Source organism: Paraburkholderia strydomiana, assembly GCF_046030495.1.
Lineage (GTDB): Bacteria > Pseudomonadota > Gammaproteobacteria > Burkholderiales > Burkholderiaceae > Paraburkholderia > Paraburkholderia strydomiana_A.
This window is the reverse complement of sequence record NZ_JAQQCJ010000032.1, coordinates 59808-85633: the sequence shown is the minus strand read 5'-3', so window position 1 is coordinate 85633 and position 25826 is coordinate 59808. Positions and strand designations below refer to the sequence as shown.

26 protein-coding genes are annotated in these 25826 nt (G+C 62.3%); 6 read left to right on the top strand and 20 right to left on the bottom strand.

Annotated elements, in window-relative coordinates; genetic code table 11:
• Window positions 1-89: 89 nt before the first annotated feature.
• On the bottom strand, window positions 90-737 hold the full coding sequence (locus tag PQQ53_RS30825; protein ID WP_408154030.1) for a glutathione S-transferase family protein: 648 nt from the start codon (window positions 735-737) through the stop codon (window positions 90-92).
• A gap of 138 nt (window positions 738-875) precedes the next feature.
• Between PQQ53_RS30825 and PQQ53_RS30820 the strand changes: the two genes are divergently transcribed.
• The 6 genes from PQQ53_RS30820 (at window position 876) to PQQ53_RS30795 (ending at window position 7385) form a co-directional block, all read left to right on the top strand.
• Entirely contained in the window at window positions 876-2444 is a 1569-nt protein-coding gene (locus tag PQQ53_RS30820; RefSeq protein ID WP_408328377.1) for a 3-hydroxyacyl-CoA dehydrogenase, read from the top strand.
• Window positions 2441-3229 (top strand): oxepin-CoA hydrolase, alternative type, encoded by a 789-nt coding sequence (locus PQQ53_RS30815; RefSeq protein WP_408150673.1) that lies wholly within the window; start codon window positions 2441-2443, stop codon window positions 3227-3229. The genes PQQ53_RS30820 and PQQ53_RS30815 overlap by 4 nt, the downstream gene beginning before the upstream one ends.
• Before the next feature lie 66 nt (window positions 3230-3295).
• On the top strand, window positions 3296-4012 hold the full coding sequence (locus PQQ53_RS30810; RefSeq protein WP_408154050.1) for a histidine phosphatase family protein: 717 nt from the start codon (window positions 3296-3298) through the stop codon (window positions 4010-4012).
• Between the two features lie 20 nt (window positions 4013-4032).
• The gene (locus tag PQQ53_RS30805; protein ID WP_408328374.1) at window positions 4033-5139 is read left to right on the top strand and encodes a phosphotransferase; all 1107 of its coding nucleotides are present in this window, start codon (window positions 4033-4035) and stop codon (window positions 5137-5139) included.
• Window positions 5140-5264: 125 nt separating this feature from the next.
• Window positions 5265-6524 carry an acyl-CoA dehydrogenase family protein gene (locus PQQ53_RS30800; RefSeq protein WP_408150680.1) on the top strand — a complete coding sequence of 420 codons (1260 nt, stop codon included), beginning with the start codon at window positions 5265-5267 and terminating at the stop codon, window positions 6522-6524.
• A 159-nt stretch (window positions 6525-6683) separates the two neighbouring features.
• Window positions 6684-7385: a glutathione binding-like protein gene (locus PQQ53_RS30795; RefSeq protein WP_408154024.1), complete on the top strand. Its 702-nt coding sequence runs from the start codon at window positions 6684-6686 to the stop codon at window positions 7383-7385.
• Between the two features lie 136 nt (window positions 7386-7521).
• Here PQQ53_RS30795 and PQQ53_RS30790 read toward each other — a convergent pair whose 3' ends face one another.
• The 19 genes from PQQ53_RS30790 to nuoE all read right to left on the bottom strand — a co-directional run bounded on the left by PQQ53_RS30790 (window position 7522) and on the right by nuoE (window position 25780).
• Complete coding sequence (locus PQQ53_RS30790; protein ID WP_408154022.1) at window positions 7522-7998, bottom strand: MaoC family dehydratase; 477 nt, start codon at window positions 7996-7998, stop codon at window positions 7522-7524.
• Window positions 7995-8453: a MaoC family dehydratase gene (locus tag PQQ53_RS30785; RefSeq protein WP_408328372.1), complete on the bottom strand. Its 459-nt coding sequence runs from the start codon at window positions 8451-8453 to the stop codon at window positions 7995-7997. The genes PQQ53_RS30790 and PQQ53_RS30785 overlap by 4 nt, the downstream gene beginning before the upstream one ends.
• A 36-nt stretch (window positions 8454-8489) precedes the next feature.
• Window positions 8490-9617 (bottom strand): acyl-CoA dehydrogenase family protein, encoded by a 1128-nt coding sequence (locus PQQ53_RS30780; protein WP_408328369.1) that lies wholly within the window; start codon window positions 9615-9617, stop codon window positions 8490-8492.
• 10 nt (window positions 9618-9627) lie between these two features.
• On the bottom strand, window positions 9628-10824 hold the full coding sequence (locus tag PQQ53_RS30775; protein WP_408148594.1) for an acyl-CoA dehydrogenase family protein: 1197 nt from the start codon (window positions 10822-10824) through the stop codon (window positions 9628-9630).
• Between the two features lie 48 nt (window positions 10825-10872).
• A complete protein-coding gene (locus tag PQQ53_RS30770; protein ID WP_408148592.1) occupies window positions 10873-11298 on the bottom strand; it encodes a DUF1178 family protein in 426 nt (141 codons plus the stop codon).
• A 253-nt stretch (window positions 11299-11551) separates the two neighbouring features.
• Entirely contained in the window at window positions 11552-12076 is a 525-nt protein-coding gene (locus tag PQQ53_RS30765; RefSeq protein WP_408148590.1) for a helix-turn-helix transcriptional regulator, read from the bottom strand.
• Between the two features lie 55 nt (window positions 12077-12131).
• Window positions 12132-12377: a hypothetical protein gene (locus PQQ53_RS30760; protein ID WP_408148588.1), complete on the bottom strand. Its 246-nt coding sequence runs from the start codon at window positions 12375-12377 to the stop codon at window positions 12132-12134.
• 328 nt (window positions 12378-12705) lie between these two features.
• On the bottom strand, window positions 12706-13290 hold the full coding sequence (locus PQQ53_RS30755) for an NUDIX domain-containing protein (RefSeq protein ID WP_408148586.1): 585 nt from the start codon (window positions 13288-13290) through the stop codon (window positions 12706-12708).
• A 43-nt stretch (window positions 13291-13333) separates the two neighbouring features.
• Window positions 13334-13630 (bottom strand): DUF2818 family protein, encoded by a 297-nt coding sequence (locus PQQ53_RS30750; protein ID WP_007175603.1) that lies wholly within the window; start codon window positions 13628-13630, stop codon window positions 13334-13336.
• Window positions 13630-15102: an NADH-quinone oxidoreductase subunit NuoN gene (gene nuoN, locus PQQ53_RS30745; RefSeq protein WP_408148582.1), complete on the bottom strand. Its 1473-nt coding sequence runs from the start codon at window positions 15100-15102 to the stop codon at window positions 13630-13632. Before nuoN ends, PQQ53_RS30750 begins: the two co-directional genes overlap by 1 nt.
• Window positions 15103-15127: 25 nt before the next feature.
• On the bottom strand, window positions 15128-16618 hold the full coding sequence (locus PQQ53_RS30740) for an NADH-quinone oxidoreductase subunit M (RefSeq protein WP_408148580.1): 1491 nt from the start codon (window positions 16616-16618) through the stop codon (window positions 15128-15130).
• A 14-nt stretch (window positions 16619-16632) separates the two neighbouring features.
• A complete protein-coding gene (gene nuoL / locus PQQ53_RS30735) occupies window positions 16633-18705 on the bottom strand; it encodes an NADH-quinone oxidoreductase subunit L (protein WP_408148578.1) in 2073 nt (690 codons plus the stop codon).
• A gap of 17 nt (window positions 18706-18722) precedes the next feature.
• Window positions 18723-19028 carry an NADH-quinone oxidoreductase subunit NuoK gene (nuoK, locus tag PQQ53_RS30730; RefSeq protein ID WP_006052894.1) on the bottom strand — a complete coding sequence of 102 codons (306 nt, stop codon included), beginning with the start codon at window positions 19026-19028 and terminating at the stop codon, window positions 18723-18725.
• A 20-nt stretch (window positions 19029-19048) separates the two neighbouring features.
• The gene (locus PQQ53_RS30725; protein WP_121317079.1) at window positions 19049-19735 is read right to left on the bottom strand and encodes an NADH-quinone oxidoreductase subunit J; all 687 of its coding nucleotides are present in this window, start codon (window positions 19733-19735) and stop codon (window positions 19049-19051) included.
• 204 nt (window positions 19736-19939) lie between these two features.
• A complete protein-coding gene (nuoI, locus tag PQQ53_RS30720; protein WP_012432383.1) occupies window positions 19940-20428 on the bottom strand; it encodes an NADH-quinone oxidoreductase subunit NuoI in 489 nt (162 codons plus the stop codon).
• Between the two features lie 15 nt (window positions 20429-20443).
• On the bottom strand, window positions 20444-21508 hold the full coding sequence (gene nuoH, locus PQQ53_RS30715) for an NADH-quinone oxidoreductase subunit NuoH (protein ID WP_168666438.1): 1065 nt from the start codon (window positions 21506-21508) through the stop codon (window positions 20444-20446).
• Entirely contained in the window at window positions 21509-23842 is a 2334-nt protein-coding gene (nuoG, locus tag PQQ53_RS30710) for an NADH-quinone oxidoreductase subunit NuoG (RefSeq protein WP_408154008.1), read from the bottom strand.
• A gap of 127 nt (window positions 23843-23969) precedes the next feature.
• Window positions 23970-25298 carry an NADH-quinone oxidoreductase subunit NuoF gene (nuoF, locus tag PQQ53_RS30705; RefSeq protein WP_168666442.1) on the bottom strand — a complete coding sequence of 443 codons (1329 nt, stop codon included), beginning with the start codon at window positions 25296-25298 and terminating at the stop codon, window positions 23970-23972.
• Complete coding sequence (gene nuoE, locus PQQ53_RS30700; protein WP_042327491.1) at window positions 25295-25780, bottom strand: NADH-quinone oxidoreductase subunit NuoE; 486 nt, start codon at window positions 25778-25780, stop codon at window positions 25295-25297. Before nuoE ends, nuoF begins: the two co-directional genes overlap by 4 nt.
• Between the last annotated feature and the right edge of the window lie 46 nt (window positions 25781-25826).

The following is a 25826-nucleotide window of genomic DNA, read 5'->3' as shown; positions in this document are numbered from 1 at the left end:
CATGTTCCTCGCCATCGCGCGCCGCGGCCCACACGTGCCTGGCCCCTTGCCCCGCATGCAGCGGCCCGTTTCAACGGCGGCGCCTGCGCTCACGCGGAGCGCGTTGCCGCGATATACGCCTTGCGGTCTTCGGTCACGCGCTGCGCGGCCGGCCGGGCGCCGAGCGTCTTCACATAGCGCTTCCAGTCGATGCCCGCGTCGAGCAGAAAATCGCGGCCGTAGATGGCCTGCGTTGCCATGCCCACGAGCGGCAAGCTCACATACCCTGCCGTATCCGCGACGCCGAAGCGCTCGCCGCACAAATACGGCCCGAACTTCGCAATCCGCCTGAAGCCGGCGATGTGATGCGCGAGCAGCTTCTCGACACGCCCTTTGGTCGCATCGCTCACCGTCCCGCCGAAGAACGCTTCCTTGTAGAGATTTCGCACGGTCAGTTCGAGATGCACGTCGACGAACATGATCATCTCGCGCTCCTTGGCTGCTTGCCACGGGTCGGCGGAGAAAATCGCCTTGTCGGGAAAGCGCGCGGCCAGATACTCGACGATGCATTGCGATTCGCACAGATCACCCTCTTCGGTTTGCAGGTAAGGCACCTTGCCGAGCGGCGAATGCGCGAGCACGGCCTCGTCCTGGCTCGGCAGCACCAACACCTCTTCGAACGCAATGCCGTGTTCGAGAAGCACGAACTTCACTTTGTTGTAGTAGTTGGACAGCGCGAAACCGCAGAGTTTGATCATCGGGTGTCTCCTTCCTTCGAGTTGTATGAGACCGCCTATCACTGCCGACGCGACAGCCAAAGCAACGGCCTTCGAACAATCATCCAGTAAATTGCACGATCGTGCTATTCTAAAATAACCATGGAGCCGAGCATCACAATGAACTCTCGCAATTTCAGCATCGAGACTATCGGCATTGTCGGCACCGGCGCAATGGGCCGTGGCATTGCGCAAATCGCCGCGCTCGCGGGCCTCAAGGTGCGCCTGTACGACACCAACCCCGCCGCTGTCGGCGCCGCGCGCGACTATCTCGCCGAGACTTTCGCCAAGTTGACGGCCAAAGGCAAGCTCGACCAGGCACGCTCGCTTGCCGCGCTGACCAACGTGAGCGGCGCGCAGGCGATCGGCGAGATGGCGGGCTGCGACCTGGTCGTCGAGGCGATCGTCGAAAAGCTCGATGTGAAGCAGGCGCTCTTTCGCGAACTCGAAACCGTGGTGAGCGGCCGTTGCGTGCTGGCGTCCAACACATCGTCGCTATCGATCACGGCAATTGCTGCCGGTTGTACCGATCCGTCACGCGTGGTCGGTTATCACTTCTTCAATCCTGTTCCGTTGATGAAGGTCGTCGAGGTGATCGACGGTCTGCGCAGCGACCCCGCGGCGGGCGATGCGCTGATGGATCTCGCGCGCCGCATGGGCCACACGCCGGTACGCGCCAAGGACATGCCCGGCTTCATCGTGAATCACGCGGGGCGCGGCATGAACACCGAGGGCTTGCGCGTGGCGGGTGAAGGCGTCGCGAGTTTCGCGGAGATCGACCGCATCATGCGCGAACAGGCGGGCTTTCGCCTCGGACCGTTCGAATTATTGGACCTGACCGCACTCGACGTCTCGCATCCGGTGATGGAGTCGATCTACCACCAATTCTATGAAGAGCCGCGCTTCACGCCGTCGCCGATCACCGGCACGCGGCTCGCGGGCGGACTGCTCGGCCGCAAGACAGGCGAAGGCTTTTATCGCTACGTGGACGGCAAGCAGCAGGTGAGCGCCGAAGCGCCCGCACCGACGGCACTGCCGCCGAGCGTGTGGGTCAGCAAGCGTTATCCGCAAGCGTGTGAGGCCGTCGTGCAACTCGTCGGCAACGCCGGCGTGAAGCTCGACGACGGCGTCACCCCCGCAGCGGACTCGCTGATCGTCGTGACGCCGTTCGGTCACGATGCGACGACGTCCGCCGTCGACGAAGCGCTCGACGCGAGCCGCGTGGTCGCCATCGACGCCCTCTTCCCGCTCGTCGGCGCACAGCGCCGTACGCTGATGACCACGCCGGCCACCACACGCGCCGCACGCGACGCCGCGCATGCGCTATTCGCCGCCGATGGCGTGCCCGTCACCGTGATTCGCGACTCGACGGGCTTCGTCGCGCAACGCGTGGTGGCGACGATCGTCAACATCGGCTGCGAGATCGCGCAAAAGCAGATTGCCACGCCCGAGGACATCGATCTCGCCGTCACGCTCGGTCTCGGCTACCCGCGCGGCCCGCTCGCGCTCGGCGACGCGCTCGGCGCCACCACCATCCTCACGATCCTGCGCAATATGTTCAGCGTGCTCGGCGACCCGCGTTACCGTCCGTCACCGTGGCTCGCACGGCGCGCGCAACTGGGTCTGTCGCTGACGCAACGCGACGCGGCGGATAGTCAAACGCAAACGCAAAAGGAGACCCTCGCATGAGCGCCGAACTGCTGACCTCGCGCCCGACCGAAAGCGAATCGACACTGGTTCTCACGCTGTCGAACCCCGGCGCGCGCAACGCGCTGCATCCGGACATGTACGCGGCCGGCATCGAAGCGCTCGACTCGGCGGAGCGCGATCCGTCGATCCGCGCCATCGTGATCACCGGCGCCGATAACTTCTTCTGCGCGGGCGGCAATCTGAACCGCCTGCTCGAAAACCGCGCGAAAGATCCGTCCGTGCAGGCGGAGAGCATCGATCTGCTCGGCCAGTGGATTTCGGCGCTGCGTCTGTCGTCGAAACCGGTGATCGCCGCGGTCGATGGTGCCGCCGCCGGCGCGGGCTTCTCGCTCGCTCTCGCGTGCGACCTGATCGTCGCCGCGGACGACGCCAAATTCGTGATGTCGTACGCACGCGTGGGCCTGACGCCCGACGGCGGCGGTTCGTGGTTTCTCGCCCAGGCACTGCCGCGCCAGTTGGCCACCGAAGTGCTGATCGAAGGCAAGCCGATCGGCGCTGCGCGTCTGCATGAACTCGGCGTCGTCAACAAGCTGGCCAAGCCGGGTTCCGCGCGCGATGCCGCCGTCGGCTGGGCCGACGAACTCGGCAAGATCTCGCCCAATTCGGTCGCGCGTATCAAGGGGTTGATCGGCGCGGCCGGCACGCAGCCGCTCGCCGAGCATCTGGTCGCGGAGCGTGACAGCTTCGTCGCTTCGCTGCATCACCGCGAAGGGCTCGAAGGGATTTCCGCGTTCCTCGAAAAACGCGCGCCGGTCTATAAGTGAACCGTGAGTGAACCCTGAGTGAACTGCGATTGAACCGCGATTGAACGAGGAATGAACCCAGCGACCATGCCTGACTACCAACTGCCCAAACGCCGCCGCATCTTTCTGATGCGGCACGGCGACGTCACCTACTTCGACGACTCCGGCCGCGCGATCGATCCCGAGACCGTGCCGTTGAACGCCAACGGCCGCGAGCAGGCGAGCGCAGCGGGCCGCGTGTTCACCGGGCAAGGGGTGCGCTTCGATCGTGTGATCGTCAGCGGTTTGCCGCGCACGGTGGAAACCGCTCAGCGCGTGCTGGCCGAAACGGGCCAGCAGATCGAACTCGAAATCGAGCCCGCGTTGCAGGAGATTCGCGGCGGCAAGCTCGGCAGCATTCCCATGCAGGACCTGGAAGCCGCGTTTCTTGGCGTGTTCGACGGCATCGTGCCGGAAAGCACGCGCTTTCTCGATGGCGAAACCATTGGCGCATTGTTCGACCGCGTGCTGCCGGCAGTCGCTGCGCTGCGCGAAGACAGCTCGTGGGACACCGTGTTGCTGGTCCTGCACGGCGGCGTGAATCGCGCGATTCTGTCGCACGCGATCACCGCGGGCGGCCGCACGTTCTTCGGCCACCTGGCGCAGGCCACCGGCTGCATCAACGCGCTCGATGTCGGCGCGGCGCCGCGCGACTGGGTGCTGCGCACGCTCAACTATTCACCGCCGTCGCCGCTGCATCGCGACGTCCGCAACACCACGATGGAAATGCTCTACGCACAATTCATTCAATACAAGCGTAGCTGAACCCGAACTGGAGGAGACACATGGTGCAAGCCACATCGACTGGCGAACCCGCACACAAGCCGGACTATTCGGCCTTCGAGGGCACGCGCCCGCTCAACGAGCGGCAGCGCTTCGACACCGCCGCGCTCGCCGCATGGCTCACCCGGCAGGTTGACGGATTTGCCGGACCGCTCACGCTCGAGCAATTCGCGGGCGGCCAGTCCAATCCCACGTTCAAGCTGGTTACCCCGTCGCGTTCGTATGTGATGCGCGCGAAGCCCGGTCCCGCGGCGAAACTGCTACCCTCCGCGCACGCCGTCGAACGCGAGTATCGCGTGATGCGCGCACTCGCCGATACCGGCGTGCCGGTCGCGCAAATGCTCGCGCTATGCGAGGACGAAAGCGTGATCGGCCGCGCGTTCTACGTGATGGAGTTCGTCGAGGGCCACGTGTTGTGGGACCAGTCGCTGCCCGGCATGACGCCCACCGAGCGCGCGGCGATCTACGACGAAATGAATCGTGTGATCGCGGCGTTGCACAGCGTCGATGTCGAGGCCGCAGGTCTCGCCGACTACGGCAAGCCGGGCAATTACTTTGCACGGCAAATTGGCCGCTGGAGCAAACAGTACCTGGCGTCCGAGACCGAACCGATCGACGCGATGCAGCGGCTGATCGAATGGCTGCCGCAACACATGCCGGCCGAGACCCGTGGACGCGCATCGGTCGTACATGGCGACTACCGGCTCGACAATCTGATCTTCCATCCACACGAACCGCGCGTGCTCGCGGTCCTCGACTGGGAACTGTCCACGCTCGGCGATCCGCTCGCCGACTTCGCCTATCACTGCATGGCGTGGCATGTCGATCCGGCGCAGTTCCGCGGCATCGCCGGCCTGGATTGGGCCGCCTTGGGCATCCCCGATGAAGCGCAGTATGTCGCACGTTATTGCCAGCGCACCGGCTTTGAGATTCACGGCGACTGGAATTTCTATCTGGCCTACAACATGTTCCGCATCGCCGCGATCCTGCAAGGGATCATGAAGCGCGTCGTCGACGGCACCGCGGCCAGCGCGCAGGCGCTCGATGCAGGACGTCGCGCTAAGCCGATGGCCGAACTTGCGTGGCGCTATGCGCAGAAGGTGCGCTAACTGAATTCGCGCGCGGGGCCGGGTGTCCGGAGCGATGCGCTACGGTGCCTACGCTCCGGGCTCTGCTCCCACACGACGCGCTCCGAACCCACATCATCCGCTGTCCGTTATCCGCGAGGTCCTAGATGAATTTCGATTACACCCCGAAGGTTCAGGCGTTGCGCGAAAAGCTGCTCGCCTTCTTCGACGAGCACATTTATCCGAACGAGCAGGCGTTCTATGCGGAGATTGCGCGCAATCGCCAGAACGGCAACGCATGGCTGCCGACCGAGCTGATCGAGGAACTCAAACAGAAGGCGCGCGACGCGGGCTTGTGGAACCTGTTCCTGCCGGACTCCGTGCGCGGCGCCGGGCTGACGAATCTCGAATACGCGCCGCTGTGCGAGATCATGGGCCGCGTGCCCTGGGCGCCCGAAGTGTTCAACTGCAACGCGCCCGACACCGGAAACATGGAGACGATCGAACGCTACGGCAGTGAGGACAACAAACGCGAGTGGCTTGAACCGCTGCTGCAAGGCCACATCCGTTCGGCGTTTCTGATGACGGAGCCGGAAGTGGCGTCGTCGGATGCGACCAACATCCAGACCCGCATCGTGCGCGATGGCGATTACTACGTGATCAACGGCCACAAGTGGTGGTCGTCGGGCGCGGGCGATCCGCGCTGCAAAATCTATATCGTGATGGGCAAGACCGATCCCGACGCGCCGCGCCACCAGCAGCAGTCGATGATCCTCATCCCCGCCGACGCCACCGGCATCACCGTGCACCGTCCGCTCACCGTCTTCGGTTACGACGACGCACCGCACGGCCACATGGAAATCACGCTCGATAACGTGCGCGTGCCCGCCACCAACCTGCTGCTCGGCGAAGGCCGCGGCTTCGAGATCGCGCAAGGCCGCCTCGGGCCGGGGCGCATCCATCACTGCATGCGCTTGATCGGCCTCGCCGAGCGCGCCATCGAACTGATGGCGAAACGCTCGCTGCAACGCATCGCGTTCGGCAAACCGGTCGCGGCGCAAGGTGTCACGCAGGAGCGCCTCGCCGAGGCGCGCTGCATGATCGAGCAGGCGCGCCTGCTCACGCTGAAGACCGCGTACATGATGGACACCGTCGGCAACAAGGGCGCACGCGGCGAGATCGCAATGATCAAGGTGGTCGCGCCGAACATGGCGTGTCAGGTGATCGACTGGGCGATTCAGGCGCACGGCGGCGGTGGTGTCAGCGACGACTTTCCGCTCGCGTATGCGTACGCGTCGGCCCGCACACTGCGCTTCGCCGATGGTCCCGACGAAGTGCACCGCAACGCCATCGCCAAACTCGAACTCGCGCGTCATATGGATGCGGGCGCGGCGGCTCGCGTGGAGATGCCGGTTACGCGTGTTTGAGCACGCCGGCGTTTGAGCCGGCGTTAATGCACGGCTCGAAGGGATCGTAGCGTCGAGTGTGGCTCGCGGCGCCGCAAGCAGCTTCGTGCGAACTATGCTCTAATTTTCGTTAATGGCGGCGCCTTGTTCGGCGCCGCTTTCACGAACAAAGGAGCCAGGATGATCGACGTCTATAGCTGGGCGACCCCGAACGGCCACAAGGTCCACATCATGCTCGAGGAAACGGGCCTCGCGTATACCGCACACGCTGTGAATATCGGCGCGGGAGACCAGTTCAAACCCGAATTTCTCGCCATCAGTCCGAACAACAAGATCCCGGCGATCGTCGATTCCGACGGCCCCAAAACCGCCGACGGCAAACCGTTCGCGCTGTTCGAGTCGGGCGCGATCCTGATTTATCTTGCCGAGAAAACCGGCAAGTTTCTGCCGACCGATCCGGCCGCGCGCTATTCGACACTGCAATGGCTGATGTTCCAGATGGGCGGCCTGGGTCCGATGCTCGGGCAAACTCACCACTTCCGTATCTACGCGCCTGAGCCGATCGAATACGCGATCAACCGCTACACGAACGAGACGCGGCGCCTGTATGGCGTGATGGACACGCAACTCGGCAAGACGCAGTACCTCGCGGGCAACGACTATACGATCGCGGACATCGCCGCGTTTCCGTGGACCCGCTCATGGAAAAATCAGGGTGTCGACCTCGATGCGTTTCCAAACGTGAAGCGCTGGCATGAAGAGATCGCGGCGCGGCCGGCGGTGATGCGCGGCGTCGAAGTGCTGGCGTCTGCCCGAGTACCGCTGATGGACGACAAGGCCAAAGAGATGCTGTTCGGCGCGACGCAGTACGCCAAGCATTAGGCATTTCCGCTGCATTGGCGGGGGCGCTGCCGCTTCTTAGGCTCGACCCATTCCTCACTGCTCATTGCTGTTAAAAAAGCGCGAGCCGGCATGCATGCCGGCTCGCGCTTTTTTACGACATGTCCGCGCTGAAGCGCTAGAAGTAATGCCGCGTGATGAACTCTGCCACACACACCGGCCGTTCGCTGCCCTGCCGCTCCAGCGTGACGCTCCATTGGACTTGCACGCCGGCGTTATCGACATCCGTGACCGCCTCCACCGCGAATTTCGCGCGCAGGTGCGAGCCGACCAGGACCGGCGATGTGAACCGCACGCGGTTCAGGCCGTAGTTGACGCCCATGCGCTGGTCAATCGCCAACGTCTTGCCGAGCAGAGCCGGAATCAACGACAACGTCAGAAAGCCATGCGCGACCGGACCGCCAAACGGCGACTCGCGCTGGGCACGCTCCGGGTCGACATGAATCCATTGATGGTCGCCCGTGGCCTCGGCGAAACGATCGACCCTGGCCTGATCGACGGTCAGCCATTCGCTGACCAGCGGCTCAGCGCCGATCAGCGCACGCAAAGCCGCCGCATTATGCAGAGTCGCCGCAGGCGCCGCGACGGTCGTCATGCTGCGGCTCCCGGATGACGTAGTCCAAACATGCCCTTCGAGCGCACCGTGATCACCGTTTCGCCATGCTGATTGATGCCCTCCCAGCGCGTCGACACGATGCCGCGATCCGGCTTGCTTTCCGATACCCGCTTGTCGACCACGACGTTCATCATCGTGATCGTGTCGCCGACACGCACCGGCTTCAACCAGCGAATCTCGTCGATACCGGGCGAGCCCATCGACGTGGAGCCCGCCAGCACGTTGCGCACCAGCATGCCCATCATCACCGAACAGGTGTGCCAGCCGCTTGCCACCAGGCCGCGAAACGGCGACTCGGCCGCCGCGGCTTCGTCCAGATGGAACGGCTGCGGGTCGAACTTCTGTGCAAACTCGACGATCTCTTCACGCGTGAACGTGTGCTTGCCGACTTCCGTGGTCGTGCCGGCTTCCATGTCCTCGAAACTCAATCCCATCGTCGCACCTCTTTTTTGTCCGGTTGAAGGAGCTGATCAGGCTTCGGCCGTGATGAAGCCAGGCAGCGCGGCGAATCGCGCGAGATGATGATCGACATCGCCCAATGTGGTTTCGATGATGGCGAGGCGCTTGAACAGATGCGCCGCGGCCACTTCGTTCGTGACGCCCATGCCACCATGCAACTGCACCGCCTGTTGCCCGACGAACCGCGCGGCCTGACCGACCCGCACCTTCGCGGCGGAAATGGCGCGGCGGCGCTCATCCACGTCTTCGCTCGAATAGCGCATCGCGGCCAGATAGGTGATCGAACGCGCCTGCTCGGCGTGGATCAGCATCTCGACCATGCGATGCTGCAACGCCTGGAAGCGCGCGATCGGCTGGCCGAACTGTTGCCGCGTCTTCGTATAGTCGACCGTGGCGAGATTCAGCGCGTCGAGCGCGCCGATCGCCTCCGCGCACAGCAGCAACGTGCCGTAGTCCGCGATATGTTCGAGCGCTGCCGCGCCTGCATGTTTGCCGGCGAGCCGGCGCCCGGGCGTGCCGTCGAACTCGAGCGTCGCGGCGCGTTGCCCGTCGATCGTGCGGTAATCCGTGACCTTGACGCCGGCCGCCTCGCGCGCAACGACAAAGAGCGCGATCTCGCCGTTCAGACGGACCGGCACGATCCACGCATCCGCTTGCGCGCCGTGCAGCACGACCGATTTCGTGCCGGTGAAGGTGTGCTGCTCGCCCTGCCCGCTTGCTGTCGTCTTTACGTCGAACAGTTCATAGCGCGCGTGCGGCTCGTGAAATGCCACGGCCAACTTGAGCTCGCCTTGCGCCGCGCGTTCCAGCAGCGACGCGTCTTCCCCCTCCCCCGTGCCCGCGAGGCGCAGCGCCTCGATGCCCACCGCGGTCGCCCAATACGGCTCGACGACCAATGCTCGGCCAAGCTCCTGCATCACCACCAGCATGTCGATCGGACCGCCGTTGAAGCCACCCTGCGCCTCCGGCACCGGCAGCGCAGTCAGACCCAATTCGGTAAAGGCCGCCCAATGCGTATCCGACACGCCGGACTCCGAGCGCACGATCGCCTGGCGCGCTTCGAACCCATAACTCTTGTCCAGATAACGGCGCAGCGCGTCCGCGAATTGCTGCTGCTCGTCGTTGAATGTGAAGTCCATGCGCCGCTCCTCAAAGTCCGAGAATCATCTGCGCGATGATGTTCTTTTGAATTTCGTTCGAGCCGCCGTAAATCGACGTCTTGCGGTAATTGAAGTAGTAAGCGGCCAGCGGCGCGGCATCGTCGTCGCCGGCGAGGCTGTGCTCGCGCTCGCCTTCGAGGAACGGCACGTCGAACGGTGCCGCGAGCGGCCCGACGGCGTCGAACATGAGTTCGGTCAGGCTCTGCTGCACTTCCGTGCCCTTGATTTTCAGCATCGACGCCTCCGGTCCTGGCCCGCGTCCGCCGGCCTCATTGGCGACCACGCGTTGCACGGTGACTTCGAGCGCCATCAGCTCGATCTCGAGACTCGCGACTTTGGCGGCGAATACCGGGTCCTGCAGCAGCGGTTTGCCGTTTTTTTTCTGATTCAGCGCAACGCGTTTCAGGAACGCGAGCTCGCGCTTCGACGAACCGACGCGCGCGATGCCCGTGCGCTCGTGGCCGAGCAGATACTTCGCATAGGTCCAGCCGCGATTCTCTTCACCGACCAGATTCTCGACCGGCACTTTCACGTCTTCGAAAAACACTTCGTTGACTTCGTGATCCTCGTCGAGCGTGATGATCGGCCGCACGGTGATGCCCGGCGTCTTCATGTCGATCAGAAGGAAAGAGATGCCCTCCTGCTTCTTCGCGCCACTGTCGGTGCGCACGAGGCAGAACATCATGTCGGCGTACTGACCTAACGTGGTCCAGGTCTTCTGACCGTTGACCACGTAGTGGTCACCAACGCGCTCGGCGCGTGTGCGCAGCGACGCGAGATCGGAACCTGAGCCCGGCTCGGAGTAGCCCTGGCACCACCAGTCCGTGCCGTCGAGAATGCGCGGCAAATAATGGCGCTTCTGCGCGTCGTTGCCGTATTTCATCAGCACCGGCGCGACCATCGAGACGCCGAACGGCAGCACCGACGGCGCGCCGATACGCGCGCACTCTTCTTCCCAGATGTGTCGTTGGGTCGCGTCCCAGCCCGGGCCGCCGTACTCCTGCGGCCACGCAATCGCCGACCAGCCGCGCGTGCCGAGCAGTTTGTGCCAGCCTGCGAAGTCTTCGCGGCCAAGACGCTTGTGATTGAGTACTTTATCGCTTAGCTCGCGAGGCAGGTTCGCTTCGAGCCAGGCGCGGATATCGGCGCGGAATGCGTCGTCAGCGGCGGAATAGTCCAGATTCATGCGTCGTGTCTCCTGGCCGCCACCACCCGCCGCCACGGAGCCACTGCGCTATTGCAGCGGTTCCTTCAGGGCAGCCGGGACCGGAAGCGGCATCACTTCGATGCCTTCTTCGACCAAGGCACGCGCATCCTCAGGTGTCGTGACACCGCGAATGTTGCGTGCAGGCGCTTCGTTGTAGTGAATGCGCCGCGCTTCCTCGGCGAAGCGGTCGCCCACGTTCTCGGTCTTTTCCAGTACCTCGCGCAACGCACGCATGACACGCGCCTGCATATCGCCTACGCCCGCCGGAACTTTCGCTTCGGTCGCGCCCGACAGATTCAGGCGGGGTGCCGACGGCAAACGGCTGACTTCATTCGCACCGCAAATCGGACATTCGACGAGCTTGCGGGACTGCTGCGATTCGAAGTCATCAGCCGAAGCAAACCAGCCTTCGAACCGATGGCCATGCGGACACTGTAAATCGAGGACCTTCATGTGGAATCAGGGCTTGCGTGCCAGTTTAGCGCAAAACGAAATTTTGTGAACGGTCGTTCGTAAATTTTTACGGACGATGCCCCGACGTTAGATACTGCGGATAAATCCAACGCGGTGCGCGATTTTAACGCTTTGCGCAAAGGGCTGCCGAAGGCAATCCGACGTATAAAACAGGAGGCAGCCCGGACGAAAAGCGGAGTCGCTACTAGTAGCGACCGCCACGGCCTTCGCGTGCTGCCCGCCATCATGGCTTCTATGCCACGAGACTCGCGAGTTCGCGGTTGAACCGCGGTTCGAGTTGATGTGCTTCCCTGGCAAGGTTGATTTGCTTCGCCGATTTTGCGACATCCGCCACGTCGGCCTTGATGTCATATCCACCGCGCTCGGTCAGCCAATCCAGAATGTCCGACAGATGCCATACCGATGCGCTGCCCTCGTGGACCGGAGGCGGGAAATCGATTGAGTGGCTCAGCATCAGCTTGCGCATGTTTTGCCGCGACACGCCGGCAACCTCGGCAACATCAGTGAGGCCGACAAAATCGGGACCCGCTTCGACTAGCCGCGCCGACGGCACTGCTCGTTTGATATCTTTGAGCGCGCTGACCAATGCCTCGAACGCGGACGCCGCTTCGCGCGAAAAAAGCAGCGCGATACGGCCAGATTGCCCCACGCCCACTGTCGCGTCGTCGCACCCTGCTTCGCCCAGGCGTTCGACGATCTCGTCGGAATCGCAATCCTCCGCCGCGAGCCGGTACTTCAAAGTGAACACATATTCCATACGTTACTCCTGCGTCATTCACGCCTTAGCCCTTCGCCGTTGAACAACCCTACCGCTACCGACGAGCAGTACAGTTGTCGACGATGCGCCGTAAGTGCCGTGCGTGGTTGCCGGGATTCTTCGGCGTACTCCACACACTCGATATGCAGAACTCGCCGCAACGACACTCCGCGTCGTTGTAAGGACAGTAGATTTTTCCCCACGCGTGGCCTTTACCACCGCTTTGAACCCGCCAGCCGTGTTCCTCCGCATGGGCCAATGCGGCCTCGATCTCTTTCTTGGCGTGAGTTCCTCTCACCATCGATACCCTCCCAATTTAGCAGCTTCAAGTTTGGTTGTCAAACGACAACCAAACTTGAAGCCAATCCGGCCGCGCCCACATGATTCGTTATCCAAAGCAAATGGGACTCAACCGCCCTCTCTCGGAAGATCCATACTAGCGCTACGACAGGCGCCCGGCGAGACTGCCGGATGGCATAGAAAAATGACACCTTTTTTCAGACACGCAAAGGCCCTCGCTCGATATCTCGCCCACCAAGACAAAGCCCCTGCCGGTCATGGACCGACAGGGGCTTCTTCCGGCGGACGTCAAACCGGTGCGCGCCGCACACGCATCCCACCCGACAGCGTTACTCCGGCGCCGCCATCGGCCACTCACCCGACAGCACCTTCTCCAGCCAGAACGTGCCGATGATCGTCTTCACATCGGTGATCTTGCCGGTGCGCACCCACTCGGACATATCGGCGACGGTCGCGGTGAAAAGTTCGAGAAACTCGCCCTCGTCGAGGCTGCGCTCGCCCGCCGTCAGACCGCGCGCGATGTAAATGTCGATAAACTCGGTGGAGTAGGAAATGATCGGGTGAATGCGCGTCAGATACACGTATTCACGCGCCGTATAACCGGTTTCCTCGCGCAGCTCGCGTATTGCGCACGCCAGCGCCCCCTCGTTCGGATCGAGCTTGCCGGCCGGATACTCGACCATGACCTTGCCCATCGGATAGCGGTACTGGCTTTCCAGCAGCACGCGGCCGTCGTCGAACAAAGGAATCACCATCACGGCGCCCGGATGCTGCACGTATTCGCGGGTCGCGTGCTTGCCGTCCGGCAGGCGGACGGTATCGCACTTGAGCGTCAGAAACGGGCCTTCATGGACCGTCTTGCTGTCGACACAGGTCTCGGTAAGCGCGGCGTCGTGATTGGGAAGTTCAGCCATATGCGGACCTCGGGACTGCCTGGTGCGCGACGGCGATACGCCGTCAGCGGCGTTTGACGAGATATTGGAAGGTAAAGCCAGGGAAGGCGAACACGACGAAAAGGGCGAACGTGATCGCGTAGAACTGCCAGCCCTGCTCGAAGCGGTTTCCCGCCCGCGCTTCGAGCAGAAACCCGAGCGCGCCGACCACGAAGTACAGCACGATCAACTCGGCGATCCGGATCCATGCGCTCTTCTTCGCCGCTTTAAGCGGCACCGCAGCGAAGAGGCGCTGATTCAGGAAAGGCAGGTTGGCGCCCACGAGCGCCAACAGCACGATAAACCAACCCGCAGCCGACATCAGAGCAGCAGCGTGTGCTGGATAGCCTGCAGGCAGGCGCGCAGCAGCGGATCCGGGACGATACCGAGCACCAGCACCGCGACACCGTTGAGCGCGAGCAGCGCACGCGTGCCGGTGTCGGCGACGATCGGCGACTTGTCTTGCGGCTCGTCAAAGTACATCAGCTTGACGATACGCAGGTAGTAGAATGCGCCGAACAGCGACGTGATCACCGCCAACACCGTCAGCCAGGTCAGGCCAGCGTTCATGGTTGCCTGCAGCACCGCGAGCTTCGCATAGAAGCCGACCGCGGGCGGAATGCCGGCGAGCGAGAACATCATGATCATCATCACGAAGGCAAACACCGGGCTGCGCTGATTCAGGCCCTTGAAGTCTTCGAGCGTGTCCGCTTCGAAATCGCGGCGCGCCAGCAGCATGATGACACCGAAGGTGCCGAGCGTCGTGATCAGGTAGACGATGCTGTAGAACATTGCCGAGCCGTACGCGCTCGCGGCGCCTACGGTCTTCTGGTCGACCACGCCGGCCAGCAGACCGAGCAGTACGAAGCCCATGTTCGAGATCGCCGAGTACGCGAGCATGCGCTTGATGTTGCGTTGCACGATACCGGTGATGTTGCCGACGATCAACGACAGCGCCGCCAGAATCACCAGCATCTGCTGCCATTCGACCGCGAGCGGCAGCAGGCCCATCACGAGGAAACGCAGGCCCCACGCGAATGCCGCCACCTTCGGGCCACCGCCGACGATCAGCGTCATCGCCGTCGGAGCGCCCTGATAGACGTCGGGCACCCACATGTGGAACGGCACCGCGCCCATCTTGAACGCCACGCCCGCCACGATGAAAATCACACCGAACAGCAGCACGCTCGGATCGTAATGGCTCGAGCCGATCGCCTTGAACACCTCGTTCAGGTCGAGCGAGCCGGTTGCACCGTACAGCATCGAGATGCCGTACAGCAGGAAACCGGAAGCCAGCGCGCCGAGCACGTAGTACTTCATCGCAGCTTCGTTCGACTGCGGCACTTCGCGGCGCAGCGCGATCACTGCGTAGAGCGACAGCGACATCAGTTCCAGACCGAGATACAGCGTCAGGAAGTTGTTGCCGGAGATCATCACGAGCTGGCCGAGCAGCGCGAACATGCCCAACAGGAAGAAGTCACCGCGGAACAGATTGCGATCTTCGAGGTAACGGCGCGAATAAACGATCGATACCGCGTAGCCGAGCGACACCACCGCCTTCATCACGCTGGCGAACGGGTCCACCACGTACATGTGGCCGAAGAAGTAGCGGACTTGCGGGTCGAACGCATTCACCGCAAACCAGATGCCGGCAACCAGCGTCGAGAAGAATGCGATGAAATACGTGGTACGGCGACCGTCCTGGCCGACGAACGTGTCGTTGAGCCACGCGACGACAACGGCGAGCATCACCAGTGCGTCGGGCAACAGAGCAGTCATAGGGGCGTTTTGCATGGTCTTTAAATTCCTCCGCTCGGCGTTACTGAGGCAACGGCAGCTTCGATTGCGCAACGTGGGAGAGGAGGTTTTCCACGGATACGTGCATCACATCGGTAAAGGGCTTCGGATACAGGCCCATGAACAGCGTCAGTGCAGCGAGCACTGCCAGCATGAAAAATTCGCGGCGGCTGATGTCGAGCAGGCTCTTCACGTGATCGTTGGCGATCGCGCCGAAGTACACGCGCTTGTACATCCACAGCGTGTAGGCCGCGCCGAGAATCAGCGTAACTGCCGCACCGCCGGCAATCCAGAAGTTGTACTGGACGGCCGCGAGAATCACCATGAACTCGCCGACGAAACCGGAGGTGCCCGGCAAGCCGCAATTGGCCATCGAGAACAGCATCGCGAACGCGGCGAACTTCGGCATCACGTTGACGACGCCGCCGTAATCCGCGATCTGGCGCGAGTGCATACGGTCGTACAGCACGCCGATGCTCAGGAACATCGCGCCCGACACGAAGCCGTGCGAGATCATCTGTACGATCGCGCCTTCCGCACCGAGCTGGTTGAAGATGAAGAAGCCGAGCGTGACAAAACCCATGTGCGCGATCGACGAATACGCGACCAGCTTCTTCATGTCGGCCTGCACCATCGCGACCAGGCCGATGTAGATCACCGCGATCAGCGACAGCGTGATGACAACCGGTGCCAGAAAGTGGCTTGCGTCCGGCGTGATCGGCAGCGAAAAGCGCACGAAACCGTAGGCGCCGAGCTTCAGCATGATCGCGGCCAGCACGACCGAGCCGCCGGTCGGCGCTTCCACGTGCGCGTCAGGCAACCACGTGTGCACCGGCCACATCGGCACCTTCACGGCGAAAGCCATGAAGAACGCGATGAACAGCAGCACCTGAGGCGTCATCGCGATCTGGGCGTGCTGCCACGTGGCGAGGTCGAACGTGCCGGTCTCGACGTACAGGTACAGCAACGCGACCAGCATCAGCAGCGAGCCCATCAGCGTGTACAGGAAGAACTTGAACGCCGCGTACACGCGGTTCGCCCCGCCCCACACGCCGATGATGATGTACATCGGGATCAGCGTCGCTTCGAAGAACACATAGAACAGCATGCCGTCAGCCGAGCTGAACACGCCGACCATGATGCCCGACAGGATCAGGAACGCCGCGAGGTACTGCGCGACGTTCTTCGTGATCACTTCCCACGCGGAGATCACGACGATCACCGTGATCAGCGCGGTCAGCACGACAAACCACATCGAGATGCCATCGACGCCCAGGTGATACGAGATGTTGAAGCGCTCGATCCAGTTGGCCTTTTCGACGAACTGCAGATCGGCGGTGCTCGAGTCGAAACCGGTGATCAGCGGGATCGTCACGAGGAAGCTGACGACCGAGCCGATCAGCGCGATCCAGCGTGCGGGTGCCGGATTACGGTCCGAACCGACAGCCAGAACCAGAAGACCGACGAGGATCGGTAACCAGATCGCGATACTGAGAATCGGATAAGCGTGCATTAGTGTCCCTCGCCTTATTTGCCGCCGAGCGTTACAAACAGGGTCAGGAGCCCCAACATGCCGATAATCATGGCAAACGCGTAGTGGTAGATGTAGCCGGATTGGAGGAAGCGGATCACGCCGGCAAACCAGCCGATAAAGCGTGCGCTGCCGTTGACGATGCCGTCGATCACGACGACGTCGCCTTCCTTCCAGAGACCACGGCCAATTGCCACTGCGCCCCGCGCAAACACGACTTCGTTGATCTTGTCCATGTAGTACTTGTTATCGAGCAACGTGTAGATCGGGCCAAATGCGCGCTTGATGACAGCCGGCAGGTCCGGACGAACCAGGTACAGGAACCACGCGACCACCACGCCCGCGAGCGCGAGCCACACCGGCAGACCCGACACCGAGTGCAGGCCCATCGACGCCCAGCCGCGGAACTCCTCGGCCATCTCGTGCAGCGCCGGATGGTTCTCGCTGATGTAGATCACCTTGTCAAACGCCACGCCATGCTGGAAGAAGTCGCCGAACAGCATCGGACCGACGCCGATCGCGCCGATCACCACCGACGGAATGGCCAGCAGCACCAGCGGCAGCCACACCACCCACGGCGTTTCATGCGGCTCGTGCGCGTGGTCGTCGTGACCGTGGCCATGGCCGTGCGCGTCGTGACCATGCGCGTCATGCGCATGCGCCGCGGCTTCGATGCCCATCGGCGATTCCGGATGTTTCGGACCGCGGAAACGCTCCTTGCCGTGGAACACCATGAAGTACATACGGAACGAATACAGCGCAGTAACGAACACGCTCGCTACCACCGCGAAGTACGCGAAACCCGAGCCCGGCAGATGCGACAGCTTCACTGCGTCGATGATCGAGTCTTTCGAGTAGAAGCCCGAGAAGAACGGCGTACCGATCAGCGCCAGCGAACCGACCAGCGACGTGATCCACGTGATCGGCATGTACTTGCGCAGGCCGCCCATGTTGCGGATGTCCTGATCGTGGTGCATGCCGATGATCACCGAGCCCGCGCCGAGGAACAGCAGCGCCTTGAAGAACGCGTGCGTCATCAGGTGGAACACGGCCACGGAGTACGCCGACGCACCGAGTGCGACTGTCATGTAGCCGAGCTGCGACAGCGTGGAATAAGCCACCACGCGTTTGATGTCGTTCTGGACGATCCCGAGGAAACCCATGAACAACGCGGTAATCGCGCCGATGACCATGACGAACGACAGCGCCGTGTCCGACAGTTCGAACAGCGGCGACATGCGCGTGACCATGAAGATACCGGCCGTCACCATGGTGGCCGCGTGAATCAGTGCGGAGATCGGCGTCGGGCCTTCCATCGAATCCGGCAGCCAGACGTGCAGCGGGAACTGCGCCGACTTACCCATCGCGCCGATGAACAGGCAAATGCAGGCAACCGTCAGCAAACCCCAGTCCGTGCCAGGGAAAGTCAATGCCGCGAGTTCGGTGCGCTTCGCGAACACGTCGCCGTAGTTCATCGAACCGGCGAATGCGAACAGCAGGCCGATACCCAGCAGGAAACCGAAGTCGCCGATGCGGTTCACGATGAACGCTTTCATGTTCGCGTAGATCGCGGTCTCACGCTTGAAGTAGAAACCGATCAGCAGGTACGACACCAGGCCCACCGCTTCCCAGCCGAAGAACAGCTGCAGGAAGTTGTTGCTCATCACGAGCATCAACATCGAGAACGTGAACAGCGAGATGTACGAGAAAAAGCGCTGGTAGCCGTCGTCGTCGGCCATGTAGCCGATCGTGTAGATGTGCACCATCAGCGACACGAAGGTCACCACGCACATCATCATCGCGGTCAGCGAGTCGACCAGGAAGCCGATTTCGAACTGCGTCTTGCCGATCGCCATCCATTGATAGACGGTCGCGTTAAAACTCGCGCCATTCAGCACCTGGAAGAACACGATGGCCGACAGGATGAACGAGATCGCGACGCCGAGGATCGTAACCGAATGCGCGCCCGCTCGCCCTACCGCCTTGCCGAACAGCCCTGCAACCAGGCAGCCGGCGAGCGGTGCCAGCGGAATCGCCAACAACAGGTTTTCATTGAGTATCGTGGACATAACCGCTTTTCCTGAAATTAACCTTTGAGCTGATCGAGATCCTCGACATTGATCGTGTCGAGGCTACGGAACAGGGTCACCAGAATTGCGAGACCGATCGCCGCTTCCGCCGCTGCAACCGTCAGCACGAAAAAGACGAAGATCTGGCCATGCACGTCGCCCAGGTAATGCGAGAACGCGACGAAATTGGTGTTCACCGCGAGCAGCATCAGTTCGATCGCCATCAGGATGATGATGACGTTGCGGCGGTTCAGGAAAATGCCGACGATGCTGATCGCAAACAGGATCGCGCCGAGGACAAGGTAATGGGCAAGGGTCAACATGATTTCTATCTCCTGTCCGCTCAGCTGTTCTTGGCAGAGGCCTGTTCGGCCGCTGCCGCCGCTGCGGCGGCTTCTTCTGCCGCGACGGTTGCCGCGGTTTTTTCCGACGCCATCTTCACCACGCGCACACGGTCCTGAGCGCGCACCTTGACCTGCTCGCTGACGTTCTGGCGCTTGCTATCTTTCTTGTGGCTCGTGGTCAGTGCGATCGCCGCAATGATCGCCACCAGCAGCACGAGGCCGGCGATTTCGAACGCGAAGATGTAGTCGGTGTAGATGACCTTGCCGATCAGGCGCGTGTTCGACCAGTCGCCCATGCCGTTCGCGGCCGCCGTGGTGTCGCGCAGCGCGGTGCCGGTCGCGCCGTAGCCGTGCCACAGGATCAGTGCGGTTTCGATCACGATGATCGCGCCCACCAGCGTGGCCATCGGCACGAAGCGCTTGAAGTCTTTGCGCAGCACGTCGAGATTGATGTCCAGCATCATCACGACGAACAGGAACAGCACCATCACCGCGCCCACATAGACCAGCACCAGCAGGATCGCAAGGAACTCGGCCTCCAGCAGCATCCAGATCGCGGCTGCGTTGAAGAACGCCAGCACCAGAAACAGTGCGGACGACACCGGGTTGCGCGAGGTGATCACCTTCAGCCCCGAGACAACCAGGAGCAGCGCGAAGATGTAGAACAGTACGGTCGTGAATTCCATGATTACCGGTTCATCGTTAGGCCATCGTCAGGCATTGTTCTTTGGCACGCGTGGTTAGCAAAAGCGGACGAAACCGCCAGAACTGCCGCACAGGTGCGCCGTGCCGCGGCGTTCAGGCCGCGGCGTCCGGCCCGACAACAGGCCGTGTTACTGCTTTGGGTGCCGCATTTGCCACTGCTCTTACAGCATTAACAGCGGGGCACTTCAACGATACGGTGCGTCGGCTGCCTTGTTCGCAGCGATCTCCGCTTCGTAGCGATCGCCGACTGCCAGCAGCATGTCCTTCGTGAAGTACAGGTCGCCGCGCTTTTCGCCGTGATACTCGAGAATGTGCGTCTCGACGATCGAATCGACCGGGCAGCTTTCTTCGCAGAAACCGCAGAAGATGCACTTGGTCAGGTCGATGTCGTAGCGCGTCGTGCGACGGGTGTTGTCCGCACGCGTTTCCGATTCGATCGTGATGGCGAGCGCCGGGCACACCGCTTCGCACAGCTTGCAGGCGATGCAGCGCTCTTCGCCGTTCTCATAGCGGCGCAGTGCATGCAGACCACGGAAACGCGGCGAGATCGGGGTCTTCTCCTCCGGGAACTGCACGGTCACCTTGCGCTGGAACGTATAACGTCCGGTCAGTGCGAGGCCCTTGAGCAGCTCCGTCAGGAAGAAGGTTTTGAAAAAATTTTGGATTGCGGTCATGGGTTCATCCGCCCTTTATTTCCAGATGTTCAACGGCGACATGATCCAGAATCCGACCACCACCAGCCACACCACGCAGACCGGAATGAAGACCTTCCAGCCCAGACGCATGATCTGGTCATAGCGGTAGCGCGGGAATGTGGCGCGCGCCCAGATGAACACCGACAACAGCAAGAAAACCTTGAGGACGAGCCAGAAGATGCCCGGGATGAACGACAGAAACCCGAACGGAGCGCTCCAGCCACCAAGGAACAGCGTTGCAGCCAATGCCGAGATCACGATCATGTTGATGTACTCGGCGAGGAAGAACAGCGCGAACGCCATCCCCGAGTAATCGATCATGTGGCCCGCGACGATTTCCGACTCGCCTTCCACCACGTCGAACGGGTGACGGTTCGTTTCAGCGATGCCCGAGATGAAGTACACGACGAACATCGGCAACAGCGGCAGCCAGTTCCACGACAGGAAGTTCAGACCGTGCGACGCGAAGAAGCCATGCTCCTGCGAACCGACGATTCCCGACAGGTTCAGCGTGCCGGCCGTCATCAGCACGACGACGAGGGCGAAGCCCATCGAGATTTCGTACGACACCATCTGGGCCGCGGCGCGCATCGCGCCGAGGAACGCGTACTTCGAGTTCGATGCCCAACCGGCCAGAATCACGCCGTACACACCGATCGACGAGATCGCCATTGCGTACAGCAGACCCGCGTTGATGTCGCCGAGCACCGCGCCCGCCTGGAACGGAATCACCGCCCAGACCGCGAAGGCCGGCACCACCACCATGATCGGCGCGATCAGATAAATCCAGCGGCTCGCCTGGGCCGGCTGAATCACTTCTTTCAGCAACAGCTTCAGCACGTCGGCGATCGGCTGCAGCAAACCTGCAGGACCGACGCGGTTCGGGCCGAGACGCACGTGCATCCAGCCGATCAGCTTACGCTCCCACAGAATCAGATAAGCCACGCACAGCAGGATCACGACGGCTACCACCAGGATGCGCACCAGCGCCCACACCGTGGGCCATGCCACACCGAGAAGCTGGGTGCCGCCCGAGTTGATCGTATCGAACAAGCTCATTTACGCCTTCTCCACCACCAGTTCACCGAACAGGCTGCCCAGCGCTGCACCGGCAGGCGTAGCCGCCGATACGCGGACGACCGTCTCCGCAAGATTCGCGTCGCGCACGGCCGGCAACTGCACCGATTGCTCGCCCTGGCGCACGCGCACTGCGTCGCCTTCCTTCAAACCTAGTTTGTCGAACAGCGCTGCAGGCAGCCCAACCGAGTTCGCCGCACGCGCCGCCGCGGTGAGGTGCAGCGAATCCGCGCGACGTGCCAGCGCATCGGCGTGATAGATCGGTACGTTGGCGATGCGCTCGAACTTGCCTTCAGCCGCTTTGGCCGCCTTGCCACGCGCCACCGAAACACCTGTCCTGTTCGACAGACGCGAGCTCAGATCGCCGTCGCCGAGAGCCGCCACGCGCACTTCTTCTGCCGTGTCGAATTCGAAGCCCGGTGCGCCGAGCAGGCTGCCCAGCACGCGCAACACCTTCCATGCCGGACGCGTGTCGCCCAGCGGCCGCACGACGCCGTTGAACGTCTGCGCCGTACCTTCGGCGTTGACGAACGTACCGGCCGTCTCGGTGAACGGCGCGACCGGCAACAGCACGTCGGCGTATTCGGCGCCGATCTGGAACGGCGACATCACCACGACCATTTCAGCCTGCTTCAGCGCGGCAAGCGCCTGCGCCGGGTTGGCCGTGTCGAACTCCGGCTCGACGTTCAGCAGCACATAGCCCTTGCGCGGTTGCTGGAACACGTCGCGAGCGTTCAGACCGCCTTCTCCCGGCAGCGCGTTCACGAGATGCGCGCCGACCGTGTTGGCTGCTTCAGTGAGGAAGCCCAGCGTTGCGCCCGTCGCGTCCGCGATCCACTGCGCGGCGGCGTGAATGGCCGCGAAGTCCGGATGACGGACCGCGACGTTGCCGAGCAATACGAGACGACGTTCGCCGGTAGCGAGCGACTTGGCGACCTGCTTATTGGCATCCGTAGGCTGCGTGCCGGCAAATGCTTCAGGCAGTGCAACACCGTTGGCTTCCGCAATCGCGCCCGCGATACCGGCCAGCGCGTCGAGCCATGCCGACGGCGCCGCGACCACGCGTTGCGCTTGCGGAATCAACGCGTCTTCGCTGGTGGCTTGCACGAGCGTGAGCTTCGCGCCATTCTTCGCCGCCTGGCGCAGACGCGCTGCGAACAGCGGATGATCGCGACGCAGATCCGAACCGATCACGAGCGCCGCATCGACGTTCGACAATTCGGCGATAGCCGTACCCAGCCACGGCGCACCGTTGACCGGTGCGGAGAAATCCGACTGACGCAGACGGAAATCGACGTTCGGCGTGCCGACCGCTTGCGCGAGCTGCTTCAACAGGAACAATTCTTCGACCGTGCTGTGAGCGCTGCCGAGCGCGGCCAGCGCGTTCGCGCCGTGGTCGCCCTTGATGCCCTTCAGGCCCTTGACCACGTACTCGAGCGCGGTCTGCCAGTCGGTCTCGACCCACTTGCCGCCTTGCTTGAGCATCGGCTGCGTCAGACGCTCGGGGCCGTTGAGGGCTTCATACGAGAAGCGGTCCTTGTCCGAAATCCAGCATTCGTTGATGGATTCGTTTTCGAACGGCAAAACCCGCATCACGCGATTGTTCTTCACTTGCACCACGAGGTTCGCGCCGACCGAATCGTGCGGGCTCACCGACTTGCGGCGCGACAGTTCCCACGTGCGGGCGCTGTAGCGGAACGGCTTGCTGGTCAGCGCGCCGACCGGGCACAGATCGATCATGTTGCCCGACAGTTCGGAGTCGACCGTCTTGCCGACGAACGAGGTGATTTCCGAATGCTCGCCGCGGCCCAGCATGCCGAGTTCCATCACGCCGGCAATTTCCTGGCCAAAGCGGACGCAACGCGTGCAGTGGATGCAACGCGACATTTCTTCCATCGAGATCAGCGGGCCGACGTTCTTGTGGAACACCACGCGCTTTTCTTCGCTATACCGCGACGCCGACTTGCCGTAACCCACGGCCAGATCCTGCAACTGGCACTCGCCGCCCTGGTCGCAAATCGGGCAATCCAGCGGGTGGTTGATCAGCAGGAATTCCATCACGGCTTGCTGGCCCTTGACGGCCTTGTCCGACTTGGTGCGCACGATCATGCCCGCCGACACCGGCGTCGCGCATGCAGGCACGGCCTTCGGCATCTTCTCGACATCGACCAGACACATCCGGCAGTTGGCCGCAATCGACAGCTTCTTGTGATAGCAGAAGTGAGGAATGTACGTGTCGACCTTATGCGCAGCCTGGATCACCATGCTGCCTTCAGGCACCTCTACTTTCTTGCCGTCTATTTCAAGTTCAACCATGATGGTCAATCTTCCTTAACCTGTTACCGCTCAATCGTTCGCCTGTTCATCGCCGTGTCAGGCGATGAATCCCGCGGTTGACGTGTTCGTCTGGTGGTTATCTGGTGAGCCAGCCCAGCTGGCCAACTCAAGCGGCCACTGTTTCCGTCGCCGCTGCCGCGCCGGCATGACCGCCGGTGAGGCAATGCTTGTGAGCGACGTGATATTCGAATTCGTCCCAGTAGTGCTTGAGCATGCCGCGAACCGGCATGGCCGCTGCATCGCCGAGCGCGCAAATCGTGCGGCCCATGATGTTTTCCGCGACCGAGTTCAGCAGATCCAGGTCTTCCGGACGGCCGAGCCCATGCTCGATACGATGGACGACGCGGTACAGCCAGCCCGTGCCTTCACGGCAAGGCGTGCATTGTCCACACGACTCTTCGTAATAGAAATACGACAGACGCAGCAGCGAGCGCACCATGCAGCGCGTCTCGTCCATCACGATGACCGCGCCCGAACCAAGCATCGAGCCGGCCTTGGCGATCGAGTCGTAATCCATGTCGGTCTGCATCATCATCTCGCCCGGAATCACCGGCGCCGACGAACCGCCAGGAATCACGGCCTTGATCTTCTTGCCGCCGCGGATGCCGCCGGCGAGTTCCATCAGCGTGGCGAACGGCGTGCCGAGCGGAATTTCATAATTGCCCGGACGCTCGACGTCGCCCGACACCGAGAAAATCTTCGTGCCGCCGTTGTTCGGCTTGCCGATTTCGAGGTAATTCTGCGGACCGATCGCGAGCAGGAACGGCACCGCCGCGAACGTCTCGGTGTTGTTGATCGTGGTCGGCTTGCCGTACACGCCGAAGCTCGCCGGGAACGGCGGCTTGAAGCGCGGCTGGCCTTTCTTGCCTTCCAGCGATTCGAGCAGCGCGGTTTCTTCGCCGCAGATGTAGGCGCCGTAACCGTGATGCGCATGCAGTTCGAACGAGAAGCCCGAACCCATGATGTTCTCGCCGAGGAACCCGGCGCGGCGCGCTTCGTCCAACGCCTGTTCAAAGCGTCGATAGACTTCGAAGATTTCGCCGTGAATGTAGTTGTAGCCGACCGTGATGCCCATCGCGTACGCGCCGATGGCCATGCCTTCGATCAGCGAGTGCGGATTGAAGCGCAGGATGTCGCGGTCTTTGAACGTGCCCGGTTCGCCTTCGTCCGAATTGCAGACGAGGTACTTCTGCCCCGGGAACTGACGCGGCATGAAGCTCCACTTCAGACCGGTCGGGAAGCCTGCACCGCCACGGCCGCGCAGACCCGACGCCTTGACGTCGGCAATCACCTGCTCGGGCGGAATCTTTTCTTCCAGAATGCGGCGCAGCTGGGCGTAACCGCCGCGCGCCACATAGTCTTCGAGATGCCAGTTGTCGCCGTTCAGGCCGGCGAGAATCAGCGGTTTGATGTGACGATCGTGTAAAGACGTCATTTCGAAAGTTCCTCGAGCAGCTGGTCGATCTTCGCGCGGCTCATGAAGCTGCACATGCGATGGTTGTTCACCAGCATCACCGGCGCGTCGCCGCACGAACCCATGCACTCACCTTCTTTCAGGGTGAACTTGCCGTCGGGCGTGGTTTCGCCGAAGTCGATGCCGAGCTTCTGCTTCAGATATTCAGCGGCGCTGTCGGAACCGCCGTCCGGGCCGAGCTGGCACGGCAGGTTCGTGCAGAGCGTGATCTTGTGCTTGCCGACCGGCGAGGTCTCGTACATCGTGTAGAAGGTAGCCACCTCCTGCACGGCGACCGCCGGCATGCCGAGATAGTCCGCGACGAACTGCATGAGTTCGGGCGACAGCCAGCCATGCTCTTCCTGAGCAACGGCCAACGCCGACATCACGGCGGACTGTTTCTGATCCGCGGGATACTTCGCGATCGCACGATCGATTTCTTTCAGGCCTTCAGCTGAGATCATTTTCAGACACGACTCTTTCAATTCCTACCGAACGAAAACCCGTCGC